This is a genomic window from Neisseriaceae bacterium (assembly GCA_016864895.1).
Taxonomy (GTDB): domain Bacteria; phylum Pseudomonadota; class Gammaproteobacteria; order Burkholderiales; family Neisseriaceae; genus QFNR01.
In genome coordinates this window covers 1,309,013-1,329,370 of record CP046107.1, presented here as the reverse complement: position 1 = coordinate 1,329,370, position 20,358 = coordinate 1,309,013, and the positions used below count along the sequence as shown (strand labels likewise).

General features: G+C 32.6%; 16 protein-coding genes and 1 tRNA gene. 2 read left to right on the top strand and 15 right to left on the bottom strand.

Annotated elements, in window-relative coordinates; all coding sequences use genetic code 11:
• Positions 1-140: 140 nt before the first annotated feature.
• The 8 genes from GKC53_05700 to GKC53_05665 all read right to left on the bottom strand — a co-directional run bounded on the left by GKC53_05700 (position 141) and on the right by GKC53_05665 (position 8,208).
• A complete protein-coding gene (locus GKC53_05700) occupies positions 141-1,139 on the bottom strand; it encodes a hypothetical protein (GenBank protein QRN41603.1) in 999 nt (332 codons plus the stop codon).
• On the bottom strand, positions 1,136-1,672 hold the full coding sequence (locus GKC53_05695) for a hypothetical protein (protein QRN41602.1): 537 nt from the start codon (positions 1,670-1,672) through the stop codon (positions 1,136-1,138). Before GKC53_05695 ends, GKC53_05700 begins: the two co-directional genes overlap by 4 nt.
• Before the next feature lies 1 nt (position 1,673).
• Positions 1,674-2,288, bottom strand: coding sequence for an RNA polymerase sigma factor RpoE (rpoE, locus tag GKC53_05690; protein ID QRN41601.1), 615 nt, complete (start codon positions 2,286-2,288; stop codon positions 1,674-1,676).
• Between the two features lie 53 nt (positions 2,289-2,341).
• Entirely contained in the window at positions 2,342-3,649 is a 1,308-nt protein-coding gene (gene tilS / locus GKC53_05685) for a tRNA lysidine(34) synthetase TilS (protein ID QRN41600.1), read from the bottom strand.
• On the bottom strand, positions 3,627-4,586 hold the full coding sequence (locus GKC53_05680; protein ID QRN41599.1) for an acetyl-CoA carboxylase carboxyltransferase subunit alpha: 960 nt from the start codon (positions 4,584-4,586) through the stop codon (positions 3,627-3,629). The genes tilS and GKC53_05680 overlap by 23 nt, the downstream gene beginning before the upstream one ends.
• Positions 4,587-4,678: 92 nt before the next feature.
• On the bottom strand, positions 4,679-6,127 hold the full coding sequence (locus tag GKC53_05675) for an aldehyde dehydrogenase family protein (GenBank protein ID QRN41598.1): 1,449 nt from the start codon (positions 6,125-6,127) through the stop codon (positions 4,679-4,681).
• A 999-nt stretch (positions 6,128-7,126) separates the two neighbouring features.
• On the bottom strand, positions 7,127-7,501 hold the full coding sequence (locus GKC53_05670) for a biopolymer transporter ExbD (protein QRN41847.1): 375 nt from the start codon (positions 7,499-7,501) through the stop codon (positions 7,127-7,129).
• Between the two features lie 41 nt (positions 7,502-7,542).
• Positions 7,543-8,208, bottom strand: a complete 666-nt coding sequence (locus GKC53_05665; protein QRN41597.1) for a biopolymer transporter ExbB — start codon at positions 8,206-8,208, stop codon at positions 7,543-7,545.
• A 538-nt stretch (positions 8,209-8,746) separates the two neighbouring features.
• Between GKC53_05665 and tkt the strand changes: the two genes are divergently transcribed.
• Together tkt and GKC53_05655 are read left to right on the top strand one after the other, a co-directional pair.
• The gene (gene tkt, locus GKC53_05660; GenBank protein ID QRN41596.1) at positions 8,747-10,735 is read left to right on the top strand and encodes a transketolase; all 1,989 of its coding nucleotides are present in this window, start codon (positions 8,747-8,749) and stop codon (positions 10,733-10,735) included.
• 739 nt (positions 10,736-11,474) lie between these two features.
• Positions 11,475-13,595 (top strand): autotransporter domain-containing protein, encoded by a 2,121-nt coding sequence (locus GKC53_05655; GenBank protein QRN41595.1) that lies wholly within the window; start codon positions 11,475-11,477, stop codon positions 13,593-13,595.
• An 837-nt stretch (positions 13,596-14,432) separates the two neighbouring features.
• Here GKC53_05655 and GKC53_05650 read toward each other — a convergent pair.
• The 7 genes from GKC53_05650 to GKC53_05620 all read right to left on the bottom strand — a co-directional run bounded on the left by GKC53_05650 (position 14,433) and on the right by GKC53_05620 (position 20,358).
• Positions 14,433-15,104: a GNAT family N-acetyltransferase gene (locus tag GKC53_05650; GenBank protein QRN41846.1), complete on the bottom strand. Its 672-nt coding sequence runs from the start codon at positions 15,102-15,104 to the stop codon at positions 14,433-14,435.
• Positions 15,105-15,180: 76 nt separating this feature from the next.
• Positions 15,181-15,582: a hypothetical protein gene (locus GKC53_05645; GenBank protein ID QRN41594.1), complete on the bottom strand. Its 402-nt coding sequence runs from the start codon at positions 15,580-15,582 to the stop codon at positions 15,181-15,183.
• 380 nt (positions 15,583-15,962) lie between these two features.
• On the bottom strand, positions 15,963-16,373 hold the full coding sequence (locus GKC53_05640; protein QRN41593.1) for a hypothetical protein: 411 nt from the start codon (positions 16,371-16,373) through the stop codon (positions 15,963-15,965).
• A 327-nt stretch (positions 16,374-16,700) separates the two neighbouring features.
• Positions 16,701-17,570 carry a transposase gene (locus GKC53_05635; GenBank protein QRN41592.1) on the bottom strand — a complete coding sequence of 290 codons (870 nt, stop codon included), beginning with the start codon at positions 17,568-17,570 and terminating at the stop codon, positions 16,701-16,703.
• A tRNA-Lys gene (locus GKC53_05630) sits at positions 17,532-17,607 on the bottom strand. Before GKC53_05630 ends, GKC53_05635 begins: the two co-directional genes overlap by 39 nt.
• A gap of 25 nt (positions 17,608-17,632) precedes the next feature.
• Entirely contained in the window at positions 17,633-19,336 is a 1,704-nt protein-coding gene (gene recJ / locus GKC53_05625) for a single-stranded-DNA-specific exonuclease RecJ (GenBank protein QRN41591.1), read from the bottom strand.
• Positions 19,336-20,358 carry a hypothetical protein gene (locus tag GKC53_05620; protein ID QRN41590.1) on the bottom strand — a complete coding sequence of 341 codons (1,023 nt, stop codon included), beginning with the start codon at positions 20,356-20,358 and terminating at the stop codon, positions 19,336-19,338. The genes recJ and GKC53_05620 overlap by 1 nt, the downstream gene beginning before the upstream one ends.

The following is a 20,358-nucleotide window of genomic DNA, read 5'->3' as shown; positions in this document are numbered from 1 at the left end:
ATGGCTATGAGAAATAACCCCTCAGATAATGGGTATTTATTGCCTGTTAACAAAGAAAAAATATGTAACAAACCAATACCCAAGTTAGTTAGTTAGTTTTTAAGAGCATACTTTAAATATTAGTCTTGAAATGAAAGATCTCAATCCTTAAAATTTGTACTAAAAATAAATTGCTTCATAGCTTTAAGTGGCATATCACCCACTAAAATAATTTTATATCTATCGTCCATATATTCTATTTGGTTAATTGGGCCATAAATATTCGCCTGTTTGATCTGTATTTTTGACTCTGGAGATTTACCAATATTCTTCATGTCAGTGCTCCCTTTAACATGACGAAGAAACAAAGATACATAGACCAGACCATTTGAAAGATAATAGTATCTAAAATTTTTATTTGTGTTATTTTTTTCTGAAATAATATAAAAATCTTCAGGTAAATTTGCAATAAAATCATCATTTATCTGCCCTTGTATATCCATTTTTTGGCTAAATGACATAGGATTAATAACAATATTATTGAATTTATATTTTTTTTGTGGTTGCAATTGTGAATCTGAAGGACGTTCATAGAAAATATTAGAGAATTTTATTTTCTCAACTTCTTGCCCTGTATGAATATCTTTATACACATATGTTAAAGGAAAATAATTTCTTTTGTCTGCACAAAAACCTATTGAATAATAATCCTTATTCGTTTTAGGAGATAACCAATACCATTGACAATTCTTATCTGCTACCTTGTCTTCAGTTCCTACATTTAATTGATATGTAGATCTTAAGATACTTGGATTACTTGGCAAAAAATTAGGATAGCGATTAAAATTAAAAAAATGTACCATCAACAAACCTTCTTTTGTATCGGCATACAAGTTCACATCTGAGTCAGTTTTAATAATCTCACCATCAGTATCGCCTAATGATACAATCTTCATCGTTGTATCACCGTGATCCTTTCTAAAAAATACTTGATATTGTTCTGATGATCGCCCACCATCACCTGAAACTTCTACTGTTCCAATAAAATCAGTCACTACCGCTGAAAAAGAGATTTGATCCAAGATATGCCAGATATCGTTTGCAAAAAAAACATTAGGAAGTAGAAATAAATAACTTAGTATAAAATTTCTTACCTTCATAGCACTGACCCACTATTTCGGCTCGGAAAGGAAACTCGAATAATACCGCCTGTATTACTTGAACTCTCATGTACTCGTAAAAAATCATTATCTAAAGAACGTTGTTGTCTAACGTATTCTACATCATCAATAACATCATATTTATTCCTATCAGACATAAAAGTAGTTATTGCTACTTTAGAATTCCCATTCAACAACATTGTGGCCATGGTATCGTAATCTGGCTTAAAAGAATCATTTTGGTTTAAGAACAATCCAACACCAACACCTAAAACAGTGATAGTAGCGACTAAAGATAATCCTATTTTGTAAACTTTCATAGATGATTTATTCAAAAATACTTGTTCCTCATCAATATTATTATGTTGTCTGTGGATATGTAACCCTAACCTGATAACATTATATTCTTCCCACTTTTGTTGACATTCAATATCCTCCAACAACAAATCTATTGCTTCTTGTATTTCTCTATCAGATAATAATGCATCATCCATCAGTGCAGATATCACTTCAAACTTTTCATTTTTTTTCATACTACCACCTTTGATTTTTTGATGTATCCAAAACAGGACGTAAATCTTTAGCTATTAATTCCCTTGCTCTAAATAACCTAGATCTAACCGTCCCTACTGGACAATTCATTCTTTCCGCAATTGCTTCATATGACAAACCTTCTATTTCTCGCAAATTAATCACAGCCTTTAAATCTTCTGGTAAATTTTCCACTGCTTCCCCAACTGTATGCAAAATTTCCTGATTGAGAAAAGCATTCTCAGGAGTATTATAATCGGGTGTTTGTTCTACCCCCCATGTTGCATCATCATCTTTGAAATCATTATCCAAGACTAAATACTTTTTTGAACCTGAGCTTAAATAATTCTTTGCAGTGTTAGCAGCAATTCGATACAACCATGTAAAAAAAGCACTTTCGCCTCTAAAATTCGGTAAAGCACGATATGCCTTAATAAAAGCCTCTTGCACAATATCCTGTATTTCATAATCATCTTTTAAAAATCGAGTCATCGCACCACTAAGTCTTCTTTGGTATTTAATAACTAACATATCAAAAGCCCTAGAATCTCCCTGTTGAGCTCTTTCGATTAATATCTGATCCACATTACCTTCTTTTTTATTTATGATATTTGTCATATTTTTTCTTGCTGTAAGCTGTTATTTTGATAACATGGTTTTTCTTTAGTTCCCTATTTTAAGTATAATTCCAAACTTTTTATATAGGGGACTACACCGTCATATTTTTGATATCGAACATCGACCCTCAAACCAACTACAATAACACACTCATCACTAGTATTTACAATAACTGGCCATTGAGAACGTATAAATCTTGGGATCTTACTCTTCTTTAGTAAATGCAATACTGATTGAACCCCAACTTCAGTTTGAATTGTATCATTTTTATTCATTGGACGTATAAACCAATCCCCATGAATAAAATCCTTACCAATTCCTCTTTTACATTCCCTCCAAGCAACATCGAGAGGTGAAAAATAGCTTGTTTGTAATTTTTGTTTTAATGTATTACTATCAGCCCATTCCCAAATTTTTTCATCATAACAATAAATTTTACCCTTAGGTAACTGCCATTCATAAAAATCACTAGGTTGACTATTCATCCAATCAATAAATGCATAAAGACTTTGTTGCCTGGGCACACCAAGATCATGCTCTTTTAAAAAACGGATTAAAGCTTCCCTAGCTCTACTTGGAGATAGTTTCATCAAAGATTTAACGCTTAATTTACCTTTATCTACACTATTTTTATAATCGTATAAAGCTAATTCATCTATTGTGTGCAAAGTCTCTTGTAAATTAACAATATTTTGTAAAATATGCTCATCAGCAAAATCAATTTTGCTATGGATTAATGGTAATAATTTCTTTCTAATCCAGTTTCTGGTATAGTCCTCACTGGCATTAGAAGGATCCTGTATATATTTTAAACACCAATTTATCGCATATTGCTCTATTTGGATCTTAGAACTAGATAATAAAGGCCTCCATAAGAAAATATTACTTGGCTTTAACTTCCTAACAACTGGCATGGATACCATACCTCTTAGCCCTCCACCCCTTAACATTGCAAGCAAAAACGTTTCTATTTGATCATCGCGGTGGTGAGCTAAAACGACTACTGATTGTTTTGATTTTTTAAAAACATCATATCGTTGCTCTCTAGCTTCAGCCTCAATTCCAAGGGGACTATTGATATTTACCTTGACATACTCAACCCGTAGAGGTACATTATAACCATGACAAATGGTCGTACAAAAATCAACCCACTCATTCGCTTGTGATTGTAATCCATGATGAATATGTACTGCCTTAAGTTTAAAATCATATTTTTGACTAAGTCTCCACATGATGTGAAACATCACAATGGAATCAATACCACCACTCAATCCAACTTCAAAAGAAAAATGATCAGGAAAATTTCCTAACCATGATCTTTCTACCACCTCAAATAAATCATTTTTCTGCGTATTTACCATGTAACGTTAATTTATTCATTCGCTCACTCAAAAGCACATCAATCTCCATTTTTCTTAGTTCCTGTAACTGCTCACTAAGTATGTCTGAAACATTCTGACATGCTGCACTAATATCCCTATGAGCTCCACCTGTTGGTTCAGAGATTATCTCGTCAATTAGTTCAAGTTGTTTCAAACGTTGGGAAGTAATACCTAAGGCAGAAGCAGCTTCTGCTGCTTTATCAGCCGTTTTCCATAAAATGGAAGCACATCCTTCGGGGGAAATCACTGAAAATGTTGCATATTCCAACATATTTACTTTATCTCCTACCCCAATGGCAAGTGCGCCACCAGAACCTCCTTCCCCGATCACAGTACATATAATTGGAACTTTTAACTGGGATAATACATATAAATTTCTGCCAATGGCCTCTGACTGACCTCTTTCCTCAGCACCAACACCTGGATAAGCACCTGGGGTATCTACAAAAGTAATCAACGGAATATTAAATTTTTCTGCCAACTGCATAAGACGTAAAGCTTTTCTATTTCCCTCAGGTTTAACCATTCCAAAGTTACGATAAATTTTCTCTTTAGTATCTCTTCCTTTTTGATGGCCAATAACCATAACAGACTGACCGTTGAATCGAGCTAATCCCCCGACCATAGCAGGATCATCTGAATACGAACGATCGCCATGTAACTCTTGAAAATCTTCAAATATCTCCTTAATCATATCTAAAGTATAAGGTCTCTGTGGATGTCTTGAGACTTGCCAAGTTTGCACAGGTGTCAAACCTGAATATATAGATCTTGTTAAATCTTCAACCTTTTTCTGAAGTCTTGCAATTTCTTCTGATATATCTACAGCTGAATCATCTTGCACCAATCTTAGTGCATCAATCTTACTCATTAATTCAGCAATAGGTTGTTCAAATTCCAAAAAAACTCTTTTCATGTACCGCTTCCCATATAACTACATCATAATTATTTTGAAATATTATAGTAACATAAAATTTAAATTATCTTTAAAAACTCTTACAACTGAGCTTATACACTCGTAAGCACAATACTTTTTAATTCAAGGTATTCTTCTATCCCATACTTAGAACCTTCTCTACCCTCTCCAGAATATTTAGCACCACCAAAAGGGACAGAGGCATAAGAAATACTCCCAGTATTAACACCTATCATCCCAAATTGTAGTTCTCTGGAAATACGAAATATTCTTGTGACATCTTTAGTAAACAAATATGCTGCCAATCCAGCATTGGTATGATTAGCCAATTCAAGAATTTCTTCTTCTTCGTCAAAAGTTAATATAGCAAGCACCGGACCAAATATTTCTTCATTAAAAATCGCCATATCTGATCTAATATCAATTAAAATCGTTGGCTCATAAAAACATGAGCCTAACTCAGATACCTGACCCCCTACAATCAATTCTGCACCATTTCGTATCGCATCTTGCACTAACCTATCGACTTTTTTAACAGCTACTTCATTAATCAAGGGGCCAATCTTTACATCTTGTACATAGGGATCCCCAATAATTAATTCTGAAACTGCCTGTTTAACTGCCTCGATAAACTGTGGAAAAATCTTTTTTTGTACCAACACACGATTTGCAGAAATACAGGTTTGTCCTGAATTTCTAAATTTTGCATGCATCAAACTATGGACTGCCTTTTCTAAGTTCGCATCATTGAAAATTATAAAAGGTGCATTGCCCCCCAATTCCATTGAAGTCCTTTTGTGTGTTGGTATACATTGTGCTTTTAAGACTTCACCAACTTTAGTCGATCCTGTAAAAGATATTTTGTGTACTAACGGACTAGAAGTTAAAAATTCACCTATTTTCTTAGCATCTCCAGTAATTATGTTAATAACCCCCTTAGGGAATCCTGCTACACATGCCAATTCTGCTAGTGCGAATGCAGACAAAGGGGTTTCCTCTGATGGTTTGGCAATAATAGTACATCCAGCAGCCAAGGCAGGAGCCATCTTTCTTGCAATCATTGCATTAGGGAAATTCCAGGGTGTAATCAAACCACAAACACCAACAGGTTCTTTAGTCACAAATATTCTATTATTCACACTTTTTCCTGGCAAAATATCCCCATTTATCCTTTTTGCTTCTTCTGCAAACCACTCTACATAAGATGCTCCATACCTTACTTCTTGTAAAGCTTCTTCAATAGGCTTACCTTGCTCATTACTCATGATTTGTGCTAAATCCGATTCATTAGCCATAATAAGACTGTACCATTTTCTCAGGAGAATGCTTCTTTCATCAGCAGCCAAATGTTTCCATGTTTCTATTGCTTTTGAGGCAGAACTTATTGCAAACGATATTTGTGTTTCTGAAACGGATGGAACACTCTCTATCAATTCACCATTAGAAGGATTAAATACTTTTATTCTATGTGCCCCATTTTCCACCCACTGGCCATTAATTAAACATTGGTTTTTTAAAAGAAATTGATTATTTAATTGCATGTATAACTCTATATCTTGAAAATTTTGCTGGATTTTTAGTATTAGTTAGAATTAATTTATTATATATCAAATAATAATCAAAACTAGACTTGAAATAGACTTGAAATAATGAATACAGAAAAATATTCTTAATAATAAATAGTTAATATAAATTTAGATAAATAAAAATGATTTTGAAAGAATAATCTCATTTTAAAATAGAGGCAAGTAAATAAATTATCAAAAGTGCATAGACAACACTCAAGCTCTACTACGTAAATGGTGCTAATAAAAATAGATAACTCAAAATAAAATAATAATTTTGATATCACAACCTTAAATCAAATTAAAAAAATTTTTGAAAAGGTCGGACTTTGTTAATTATTAGAATAACCATGTATTACTAATTAATATATATCATTCATATTCAAAAAGACACATTACCTCTGAATATACAGAATACAAAGCTATCATTTCAAATATATGGATTTTATCTAAATATTGATGAGAACATTTAAAGTACAAATCTAGTGTAAAAATTAGAATTTGCAGGGTTAAACTATCACAAAACTAAAGAAAGGTTTACGACATTCATTGATTGTATTTGATATTTATTTTTAGTTCTTACATAAATATGAAACAAAAACAGCACTAATTTATTTGTATTCAATATGTAATATCAGTTCATATCTAAAGATTTTTTTGATGCGTACATCTTAAATTATATCAGTAAATCTGAATAGTCAATTCGATATAAGACACAAGTAAAGTCTTAATCAATAACCTTTAAAGTAGTCACATCATTAAAGAAAAATAAATACTACCAAATAACTGTAAAACAACCGCCTCTTATTTTACAGAAAACTGTAACTATTTTTTAAATAAATAACAAAAATACCTAAATAAGCACTCTGCTCTCACACCTGCACAAACATGAGTTTTAGAGTGAGATCTTAAATACAAATGAAAATGAACGGAATATCTAACTTAAATCAAATTAGTTCAAGTCACAATTTTTTACTATTCCTGTTTAGTGACAAAACCTATTTTTTTGATGCCTGCTTTTTGTGCAGTCTCCAAAACTTCAATTACATATTTGTAATCAACTGTCTCATCTGCTGAAATAGCCAAAACAACATTCTGATTATTATGACTCTTTTCTTGTGCTAACGTCGAAAATTCCTCTGTTGAAATAGATGTATCATTCAAAAAATAATCCCCATGACGGTCAATTGACAATCTAAGAGGCTCCTCTGTCGAGTTACTTTGATCCTGTAAACTTGTACTAGGTAAATCAATTGAAATCGTATAAGTTAAAACAGGCATTGCTATCATAAAAGTGATTAGCAAAACTAATATTACATCAACCAATGGTGTTACATTAATCTGAGCCATTGGCTCACCATTTGGTTCATAATCATCATATAAAAACAAACTCATTTTAATTTTCCCTCACTCTCTATTTGAGTTCTAAGGTCATCAGCAAAGTGTCCTAGATCAATAGCTAACTTCTTGCTTTTTCTAACAAAAATATTGTAAAACATTACTGCAGGTACAGCTACAAATAAACCAAATGCAGTTGCTATTAATGCTTCTCCAATTGGAGAAGCCACTTCAGCAATAGAAACCTGGCCTGCTGTACCAATATTGATTAAAGCATGGTAGATACCAATAACTGTACCAAATAAACCAATAAATGGTGCCATAGAACCGATAGAAGCGAGAACTGTTAACCATGAGTCATAAGGTTGCATCTCCTTAATAATACCTTTTCTGATTTTTCTAGACAAAAATTCATCAAAACTAACTTGTTTTTGTAATTGTATTAGATTATTACCATAATATTCTTCTTTAGCACTCAAGATAGTCAACGCTAAATCAGGCATAGGTGCATACAATTCTTTAGCCTTATTGACTACACCGGCTAAATCGCTTGACTCACGAAACATACTCAAAAACTTTTTATTACCATGATTCGCCGAATAAAATTTCAAAAATTTTAATAGTGCAATCGACCAACTAATAACACTCATAATTAGTAATACCAATAATGTTATCATTAAAATAACGTCATTACTTTGAAAAACCTTTGCTATTCCCATTCCGGATTTCCTTCTATATCTATTTAAATTGTGTCAATTGATAGTTAATAACATACTAAAATTCGTTTTTCCATACTATGTTATATTGGCGTATCTCTTTAATAATATGTTGTAGCAGTCCGAATTTTGTCTAAAGAGAGATACTGACTTGGCTTCAAAATATTAAACCTTTTAACTTATCCTCATTTGTTTGCCTACTTCCACACTACTCACAAAATAATGTTGTTTAGCCCATGACAGGTAAACTTTTTGCCGAGTAACTTTCTAATTGCCTTTTGATAACTTAATTTCTTTACTAATCCCACCTGAACTAACATTATTATTTCTTATACATATCATCCATGAATTATAACCCAGACGTAATTTTTTTAATATGAAATATGAAATAAAACTAATTATCATTATCTTCTATGTACAAGCTTTTTTCAATTTTTTAAAAAAGCACTAATGAATTTTTAAAATAAGATAAGTATAATGCGAGTATTTAGAAATATAACCACTGCACTTTAAAATACCGTATCTTAAAAAAGGGGAAATCATGATGTCACCACTTGCCAATGCTGTTCGTTTTCTTTCGATTGATGCAATTCAAAAAGCTAACTCTGGTCACCCAGGTGCGCCAATGGGTATGGCAGAAATGGCAACTGTTTTGTGGACTAAACACCTTCAACATAATCCTGAAAATCCCAACTTTATCAATCGAGATCGTTTTATTTTGTCAAATGGACACGCTTCAATGTTACTTTACAGCGTACTACATCTAACAGGATATGATTTATCCATAGAAGATTTAAAACAGTTTAGACAATATAAAAGTAAAACACCAGGACATCCTGAATATGGTTATACTGATGGCGTAGAAACAACAACAGGACCACTAGGTCAAGGTATTGCTAATGCAGTTGGTTTTGCACTTGCAGAAAAAATATTAGCATCTGAATTTAATCAACCAAATTTTGATATCGTCAATCATCATACTTACGTATTCGTAGGGGATGGCTGTTTAATGGAAGGTATTTCTCATGAAGCTTGTTCTTTAGCTGGTACTTTAGGCCTAGGAAAACTTATTGTTTTATATGATGATAATAATATTTCTATTGATGGCAAAGTAGAGGGGTGGTTTACTGAAGATATCCCAATGCGTTTTGAAGCCTATAACTGGCAAGTAATTCCTAACGTTGATGGACACAATATGGAAGAGATAGATCAAGCAATTCAAGATGCAAAATCAAACACCTCACAACCTACTTTAATCTGTTGTAAAACAACGATAGGCAAAGGAGCCTCTTCAAAAGAAGGAAGTGAAAAAACTCACGGCTCACCATTAGGTGAAGAGGAAGTTAATAATACACGAAAAAAACTTAATTGGAATTATCTTCCCTTTGAAATTCCCCAAGAAATCTACGAGCAATGGAATGCTAAAGCCAAAGGTAAGCAACTAGAAGATCAATGGGATCATCTATTCAAAGAATATCGCCACAGGTACCCAAAATTAGCTCAAGAATTTGAACGTCGAATCGCAAGAAGGTTACCCGAAAATTATTTAACTTATGTGAATCAATGTATAAAACTTATATGTGACAAAAAAGAAAATATCGCTAGCCGTAAAGCTAGCCAAGAAAGTATTACATTATTAACTAAAATCCTGCCTGAATTAGTTGGTGGTTCTGCTGATTTAACACCATCTAATCTCACAAATTGGCCACAATCTGTGTCTATCACTAAAGACGATGGTGGCAACTATATCCATTACGGTGTACGTGAATTTGCTATGGTTGCTATTGTCAATGGCATATTCTTACATAGTGGTATTAGACCTTTTGGTGCTACTTTTTTGATGTTTAGTGAATATGCCAGAAATGCACTACGCATGGCTGCCTTGATGAAAATTGGATCAATTTTTGTATTTACTCACGATTCCATCGGTTTAGGAGAAGATGGACCAACACACCAACCTATTGAGCAAATAGCATCCTTAAGACTAATTCCTAATATTCAAGTATGGCGTCCTTGTGATAGCATCGAATCATTTATTGCTTGGTCTAATGCAATACAAACATTAGATAAACCTTCTGTTTTAATTTTCAGTCGTCAGAATTTACCTTATATCGAAAGAGATGATGAGCAAATAAATAATATATCTAAAGGAGGATACATTGTACACAGAAGTAATAATCCTCAAGTAATTATCATTGCCACAGGCTCTGAAGTTGGACTAGCACTAAAAGCACAATTAGAGTTAGCCAAACAAGAAATTAATGTTAATGTCGTTTCTATGCCTTCAACAAATATTTTTGATGAACAGGATAACGATTATAAACTTTCTATACTCCCTACTCATCTACCTAAAGTAGTTATTGAAGCCGGGGTAACTGATTTGTGGTATAAGTATATAGGTAGCAATGATAGAATCATAGGCATTAATTATTTTGGGGAATCTGCTCCTGCTGATATTTTGTTTGAAAAATTCAATTTTACAGTATCCCATGTTGTTAATACAATCTTAGATATTGTTAAGCTCAATTAAATTCAATTAATATTTGAGAGTTAGAGTTGTATTGCAGTAGAGATTAGTACAAAGTTGAAAAAATTATTTTTTGTTCTATTTGTCCTAATGGGATAAATATTCATGATAGATTATGAACTACTACAAAAATCCAAGGCAAGTCAGTTTGTTTCCAATGAGGCTAAAATGTAATTGATTTATCCTAAAAATGGATCAAAACCATTCGCTGAAATAAGCTGAAATAATTAGTAATTAATTATTCTAAGCTCTAACTCTCTGACCACTAAAGTATTTGCACTAATTTAGACAAATACAAAATTCCTATTGTCAAAATATAGAAAAATTGCAACAGTTAAATCATAATACGGATGGTAGATTATCTGTTCAAACTAGTCCTTTAATTACATAACATTTTGATTATTAGTAATTTTTTTATTTCTACCATTAACAAACCATTAAATTCTATGAATTTTTTAATAACGGAAACCACAAATATTATTTAAACTATGATAACCTTTTTCATCGGTTAATTATTTTAAAACATTAAACATTGACTTATCTTTTTCTCATGTATCAAATAGAAAGAACATATTGAATTTTTAGAAAAAATATTAATTAGTTAGATTTATTTTTATATTCTCCACGCCCTAAAGGACAGAATCTTACAGTGAAAATGATGTTTTATCACTAGATAATATTTAGTTTAACTATTGTGTTGTATCTTCTTATTCCTGGTATTTACTTTAAGGAATCAGCCCTTATGGATGTATTAATATTTGAACTAGCAAACTTAACAAGCCAAGCTAGTATATATGTAGATAGTAGTTACAATGACTTTTATGTTTTTGGAGATAGTTTGAATGATGCAAATCCAGCAACTAAAGCCGTTGGGGGTGGCATTTTCCCACCACAAAGCTATTACATTAGTATGTCACTATTTGGAAAGCCCATAACCGGTTATAAAACTGGGGGAAAGGTCATCGCCTTAAGCACTAGCCAAATCACTCAAGCCATATGGCCATTTGCTACTCTATCCAGTTTATACGAAAACCAAAATTATTTTCCAAAATCACAAATAGGAGAAAACAATCTTTATTACTTGGCAATCGGTAACAATGATGCTGTTATGAGTAATTTTGTTGTAGCTCCATTTCCTCAATTTGATACATTGGAATTTTCTAAAAATCTGATTGAGATCCGTAGTGAATACGCTAAAAACATGCTAGTCAAACTGGGGAATAACGGTAAAAATACTATCATCACCAGTAATTTAATACAAATAGATTTAACACCTTTGTTTCCTACTTTAAGAACTTTCCCACGTTGGGATCTCGTATCTTACATAGACGCTACCCTCCTAGGTAATCATACCCATTGGCGGGTTAACAGCACATATGAACTAATACAAGATTTCATCAATAGACCATTAGTTAGTGAAACTATTTATCAACTAGGACTGGTGACCGATTATAAACTACGTCGGTTAGCACAGCAATATCAAAAGCCCAATACGATGGATGGGGCAGAATATATTAAATACTTTAGGAATCATATGTATGATCAAAGTTTTGTTGGCTATATCATCAGTCCAATTTGGAATAGGATTCAAGAACATATTGCTAATGTAATCAGCCAATACACTTTAGATTACTCTAATGCTTTAATAAATAAATATTTTTCAACCCAAGAAAATATTGTATTTTTAGATTTTAGAACACTATTGTTAGAAATTTTTAACAAACCAGAAGAATTTGGTATTGATAATTTAACTATTCCACAATGTTCTAGTGGCATCTCTGCTTTGCCTGATTCTATTTGCAAAGTAGGCACTCATTATTTTTATGAAGATCAGAAATATCTATTTGGAGATTTAGTTCATCCAAGTGCTTACGCTCATCAAATGATAGGCAATTATATTCTTTCTGTATTAAGCGCTCCTGTATTCTTTAGCTCACTCATTAAACATGCAGAAAATAGTTCTGCCATTCGTCTACAACTAATCAGTTCCCAACTTAATCCTCTAAGATTTAATAGGGAGAATCTAAGTCTTGGATTTAGTAGTTTTGTAAATTACAACATATTTTTGGGAAAAATCACTATTCCACATCAAGGCGTCATAACAAAAAGTTATACTTCTAATTATTTAAACTTAGGCGGGGTAAATGTAATTGATAATGACAAAATATTAGGTGCTATCCTTAATATAGAATTCGGTAAAGCAAGACCCTATCAAAACTACCAATTTAGTCCCCACGGTATTGCCTTAGATGTTTTTTATCAAATTACTTTCAATAACAACCTATGGTTTAATTTTGATATTGCAAAAAGTTATCTAAAGGCAAAAAATATCGAAAGAACTATTGAATTTAGCCCTGGATTTAATCGAAAAGAGGAAGGAAGTGTTTCTATTAGCGGATTACATACCAACATAAAAACTGGGTATGACTTTGAAATTAATCAAAAACAATTTATCTCTCCTTATCTTGCTTATTCTGTCAACCATTATAAAAATAAAGGATATCAAGAGAAATCCAATCGAAGTACCGCCATGAAATTTGGTGCGTTAAAAATGAATCAAAATTATATTTCTATAGGATTACAATATCACTCTATTCAAGATAATATCACTTTCGGGGTTGATATTTCAGCCAAACATAATTTCTCAGATCAAAAAAAGAGAATTTCCTCTGGTTTAAAATCTGCTCCCAGAAATTTTGTTAGGACTGTTCAAATGGGTGATAAAAATTGGTATTTAGTTCAATGTAGCTTAAATAAAAAATTCAATCATGATTCACAACTTATTGTAGGTTCTAGTATTCAATATTCTAAAAGAGGGAAACAGAAATTTAACCTATCATTGGGTCTAAAAAGATACTTCTAGCGATTTCAAGAAAAGGGCTTCCTAAGCTCTAGACTCCCCAAATTACCACTCTTGAATATTTTTTTATTTTTCAGTTGAAAAAAATACCTATTACAAAGCCCGCCAAACTTATCTAGGTTAAGATGAAGAAAATAACTACCTTAATTAAACTGTTGCAACATTTCCAATTGACCTAAGATATATCTTAGGTAGTACTAGTACCTTAACCCCCTAATAAGAATCAATTGAGGCTAGCAAAGACCTCTACCCGACCGAAAGAATAAATTTTACAATCAATCTTGTGGTTGGCATAAGACATGTATTAATGAATGGTATTGATTCAAGATTGTTTACATGGGTATAACCCCTGGGGTGGATGTAACAATAATAGCCTAGTAATGAATACTCTTTAGCCTCTGCTACACAATAAGTCTTTATCCAATTTTCATTTTGATTGTTCTTTTAGTGCAAAATATTTCGACTCACACTCTCACATTCTAAAGAACCATTAGTGAACCACTTCCTCTAAGCTAACGCCATAGAGTGAGCTTTGTGCAACTCATATAGATTTTCATCTATACTATACCTTTTGCTACAGCACCATCACCTAATGGTATTATTGTAGGGATAACTCACACACATCGCAGTCCCTGCGATATTGGCCAAGGCTAACTATAACAAATACACAAATAATCTCAAAAACAAAAAAGACCATTGCAGTTCTTTGAAATACTTGCTATCCATTTCCACCTATAGCATCAGCCTAGGTGGATAATTCCAAAGTGTCTGTTAAATTAAACCATCCCTATTGATCATTACAAAACAAGCAAACAACCATTTACCATAATAAAATACTATTTATTTAGAATGGAAAGCTTTATTTTTTAAGCTATAATAAATACTATTTGATTTTTTTTTCCACTCATGAATCAATATGGAGAATATTTCCCCATCAATAAAACGACCTTTTTCAAAAAAATAATCCCGCAAAATACCTTCTGATTGCAATCCCACTTTTTCTAGTAATTTTCTAGAGGCCAAGTTATCAGGGAAAATAAAGGCTTCTATGCGATGAAGTCTTAACTTTTTAAATCCATATTTCTGTATTGCTATTATCGCCTCAGTCATATAACCTTGTTGCCAATAGTCCAGGTTTAATTCATAGCCGAGTTCTGCTCGACCATGTTTTTCTCTAAAATTATGATACCCACAAGTACCGATAACCTGATTATTTTCTTTTAAAACAATACCCCAACGAATAGCACTTTGTATATCATAGGCAGTATTCCACGTTCGGATCAAATCTTCTGCCTCTGATAAAGATTGAAAAGGAGCCAAATCGTAATATTCAGTCACCACATCTTGCGAAAAATATTCAAATAAGGCAGGTGCGTCTGCATAGGTAAGTCGTCTTAATGTCAGCCTTTTTGTTTCTATACAAGGAAAAGTGTTACTAAATCGACCATTAAAAATGAGTTCCCTTTTTGCTATATTAAAATTAGCAGCAAAAGACTTTATTTTCTTTCTCATCATTAAACAATAACATTAAACTTGTATTATCTACTAAATTAAGAGATAAAGAACCTATAAAATTAGCATGGACTATTCACAATGTTTTCACTGAATAAGTTTTATCCAAACTTTCATTAGCAGAAAGCTTTAATAGCCCGCTGATAATTCGGTATAATTGCCACACATACAAACCTATTAACAAAGGCACTCCAATCATAACAAAACACAAAAGCACAAAAACAATTGACCAACCTAGTACGTAAAAAAATAGCTTAACCTGATTATTAAAGTGGCTATAGTAAATGGTTCCCTTATATCTATCTTTTTGACAATACGCGATAATAAGACCAACAACAGAAGTTAAGATTGGAACCCCAATAAATAACGCATTGAGAAGATACAAAATATATACAGCATAAGCATACTTCTTTCCTTGTTCTGCATCATTGACGCGAACCGGTTCTAATTCTTGTTGATAATTATCATATTCTGCCATAAGATCCCCCATCAGTTCAGATACTAATTTATGTTCAAGGTTAGATGCATTATATATCAAAAGTTCCCTTGTGCACACAATACAATTTAATAATTTCATATGAACGCATAAAATAATTTGTCAGAATAGCACCTTAACTAATGATTAATCTCAATAATAATTTGAATTAAAGAAAATCAATAGTTGATAAAGATTCAATCGTATAACACAATATTTGTTTTTACATAAAACATGTATTGGTAAAATTCTTTTTGTTGTAGTTAAACCAGTCATTATTCTTTGAGTAATCTTTTCCCCAAAGTCCCTAATTGCTTCACAATTAGATTGAGTGTTTAAACAAAAAAATAAGACAAAAATTAGTATTAATTTTTTAATCATTTTTAATCCAGTTCTTTGAGGTCTGTAATGACTAGATGAATAGGATTGTATTCTCTCTCTTTTTTTGTCCTTGTTAGATTTAAAATTTTAAATTTGATTTCAACTAAAGAAGTTTCCTCTGACTCAATTTCTTTGTATTCCTCAATTGTGGGTGCTTTGGGTAAAACAATAGCAGATATACGAATTTGTGCGGTATTTTCATCAATGAAATTAATATCTTTTACTCTAGCCATTAAACCGTATTTATCTTTACGGGTAAATTCCTTTAAAAATTTTTTATAAAGATTTTTATACTGAGTCCACGCATTAGAATCACTCATCAAATACACTTTCTTTGATGCTTCATCTTCAATATGATTCCCTGTATACGTGTAAAACGCTCCTACATATTCTTTTAATTGTGCTTGTATCATATTTCTATGAATTGGGTTATTAATGTTAAAATTACCATTCAATTCATACGTTTCATTTGGATGACCTAGAAATGTCTCTCATCATCAATATAAATATCATCTGGAACTTTTGAATTATGACGATCAATTGATATTAATATGCCTAATGCAATTAAAATAAAAAATATAAACGATAAAAAATATAATTCCCCTTTTAATTTGTTAAACCCTATTCTTTCTTTTAATTGTTCAATTTTTAATTGCAATTTTTCTATCTTTTTTTTTGACGTCCTCCCCGCCCTAAAGGGCAGGGATTCCTACGGTGTTTAGCAGTATTGCTAACTCACTTCAGTGGGTTCCTGTTGCTGATGACCTTACTGCATCATTCACTTCACAGGCTAACCGGGCACGTCCTGCCCTTAATATATTTATCGCTCCAACCTCATCTGCATTTAATTTATATCCACATGCAACACATTCAAAGTTTGATTGCGTTTGACGGTTCTGTGCACTTATATGCCCGTATTTTGGGCAAGTACGACTGGTATTCTTAGGATTCACTGCTACTAAATGACCTCCTCGCCATAACAGTTTATAGTCCAGTTGCCTTCTAAATTCATACCATGATTGATCTAGGATAGAACGATTTAATCCCGATTTTTGCTTTACTCTTTTACCAGGATGAGTCATATCCCCCTTTGCAGACTTAGACATGTGACCGACCTGCAAATCTTCTACATACACAATGGCGTGGTTTTTGCTAATTTGAGCAGAGATTTGATGAAGGTAATGACGTCTAATATTGGCTATTCTCGAGTGTAAGCGTGATACTTTATTTTTTGCTTTTTTCCAGTTGTGACTCAATGGCGTCTTATGGCTCATTTGACATTGTAGCTTAGCTAACTGACGTTGTGCCGTTTTAAAACTATTGATAGGCTCAAAGTATTGACCGTTACTTAAGGTTGCAAAACGGGTAATCCCCATATCTATACCCACTTCATTACCTAATGGTATTGATGGTTCAACATCATATTCCGTTTGTATAGCAACATACCACTTTCCACACTTGTGACTAATGGTAACGTTGTTAATTGAACCAATGACATGACGACTATTACGGTATCTTACCCAGCCTACAAAAGAATAATGAAATAAATCCACCAAAAAGAAAGTATATCGTGGTGGGTCGTGAAGGACTCGAACCTTCGACCAACGGATTAAAAGTCCGCTGCTCTACCACCTGAGCTAACGACCCATAAAGACAGTGATTATAAGATATTTCATGTTTTATCGTCAAGTACTTTTTCCCAATAATCAATATACAGCTGTAATTCCTCATTTTGGCCCCATTCATTAACCACCAAACGATAAACCAAATTAACCTTTTGAGGCAAATAATCTTTACAATTAAATAACATAATCCCAAAATTTTGATTATCTTTCCTCACAATAGCCTTTAAATGACTGTGTTGACTACCAACCAATTTCTGGTTAATGACTTCAAAATGATCCGAAAATCTAGGTTCTTCAAAATCTTGCCCCCAAACCATTTGATTCAACTGTTTAGCTACTTGTAAGTTTAATTCTGATACTTCTAATGCACCATCTGTAAGAAAAACCTTATTTAACAAATTGGGATCTAACATTTCTTTGACCGTCTCTTCAAATATATTCTCAAATTTTGTCAGCTGGTCAATATGAATACTCAATCCAGCAGCCATTGCATGCCCTCCAAATTTCAAAATCAAGCCCGGATCTTTTCTGGAAACCAATGCCAAGGCATCTCTTAAATGAAACCCTGCAATAGAACGTCCAGAACCTTTGAGCTCATCCCCTTCTCCTTTGGCAAATACAATAGTTGGTAAATGATACTTTTCTTTTAATTTCCCTGCTACAAGGCCAATCACTCCTTGATGAAAATTTTCTGAATATTTAACAATAGATACTTGATCACCTTGTACATTAGAATTCAAATCCTCTTCAGTAATCTTAAGCATCTCTTTTTCAGTGTTCCTTCTCTGTTGATTTAACGTGTTTAATTGCAATGCATATTCATAAGCTTCTTGATAATCGTCAGATAACAGACAATTAATACTAGTAGTAATATCTTCCATCCTTCCAGCTGCATTAATTCTTGGCCCAAGAACAAATCCTAAATCCATGGTTTGAATTTTCTTGTTTTTTTTCCCTGCCACATCTAGTAAAGCCTGAATACCAAGACAATTTCTTTTAGTACGAATTCGTTGCAAACCATGATTGATCAGAATACGATTCACATGATCTAATTTAACGACATCCGCAACAGTACCTAAAGCAACTAAATCCAAAAATTGTGCTAAGTTAGGTTTTTGCCGATTATCAAAATAATTCAACTGCTCTAATTGACTTCTTACACCTACCATCACGTAAAAAACAACCCCTACCCCCGCTAAATTTTTAGAAGGAAATAAACAATCTTTTTGATTAGGATTAACAATCAAACAATTAGGCACTTCTTCTCCTGGTAAATGATGATCAGTGACTACCACTGTTATACCCTGATCTTGTGCATAGGCAATACTATTAATAGATGAAATACCATTATCTACTGTCATAATAATGTCTGCTTGCTTTGCTTTTGCTCTATCAACTAAATTATTAGACAACCCATAACCATCTTTTTCTCTAGATGGCACAATAAAATCAACCACTCCTCCCAGTGCATTAATACTTTTAATTGCCACAGCACAAGAAGTAGCACCATCTGCATCATAATCCCCCACTACAACAATTTTTTTGTGTCGAATAATTGCATCTGCCAATAATGCAGTTACTTCTCGCATATTTTTTAATAAATCAGGATGAGGTAGTAAATCGAGTTTTAGATCAACTTCTTTTTCTGTCAAAATATTTCTAGCAGCTAACAAACGCGCTATTAAAGCAGATTGACCTGCCTCAACTAATTTTTTTTCTAATTCTAGGTTTATTTTTCTTTTCCTAATCATCAGTCAATCCACAAGCCTTTATAAGTAAGCTTCTTAAATAGAGAAGGGAAAAATGTCTTTTGTTTTAGTTGGATAACACCACCTGATTGGCCATTGCTAATCAACTCAACTTTACTTACTATTTTATCATTTTGCATTTTCAAAATAGGCACCACAATATATTTTCCTAACCAAGAAAATCTTGTAGCGTATTCCTCCAAATTCAACATACAATTTGGTGCATATAATATATCTGAAAATAATACAACTGAACGATTATTTTTAACTAATTGGTAAACAGTGTCTGGTATTTCTTTTACATGAGTAGTACCTTTTGAGCTTAGCCAGTCTATATTTTTACTATTAACAATCACCTCAGAATCGGGATATTTAATTTGACTAGGAATATCATTCCAAAACCACACCCCATTGATTTGAAATTGAGATTTCTTCTTACGCCGTTGATTAACATCACAATTATGTAAAAACATTTGCATCTCAGATTGTAACAACTGAATTCTAGCACCATCTTTCCCAATTGCCTTGACTTGACCATCTACTAAATCAACTAAATTATAAGGACACGGTGAGTCAAACACCAAAGGTTCTGGGCTTTCCAATAACCATAAGTCTGGTCTTACAGGATGAAAATAATACTGCTCATGTTCATATAGAGCATTTAATTGTTCACATAAAATATTAGCTTCTGTATAGCTAATATTTAAAATCTCATTACCACACAAAACAGCCATTTGGTGCAGTCTCATATTTTGAAAAACTGGTGATATCATCGTAACATATTTACTCCGAATCTTGAGCCCAAGATCAAACTTGGCAAGTTGTAATGCTTTATCTAACAAAGAAATATTCAATACATATTGACTAAGCAGATCGCTGTATCGTAAAGATCTATTATTCTTGATACCCTTAGAATAAAATTGCTTGATCCAATCCTTGCTCAAATACTCCCCTATATCTTGTTGTAACCAATCTTGATTCCACTCTAAACCTGGGAATACCAGGGCTATATTAGGTTTTGACAT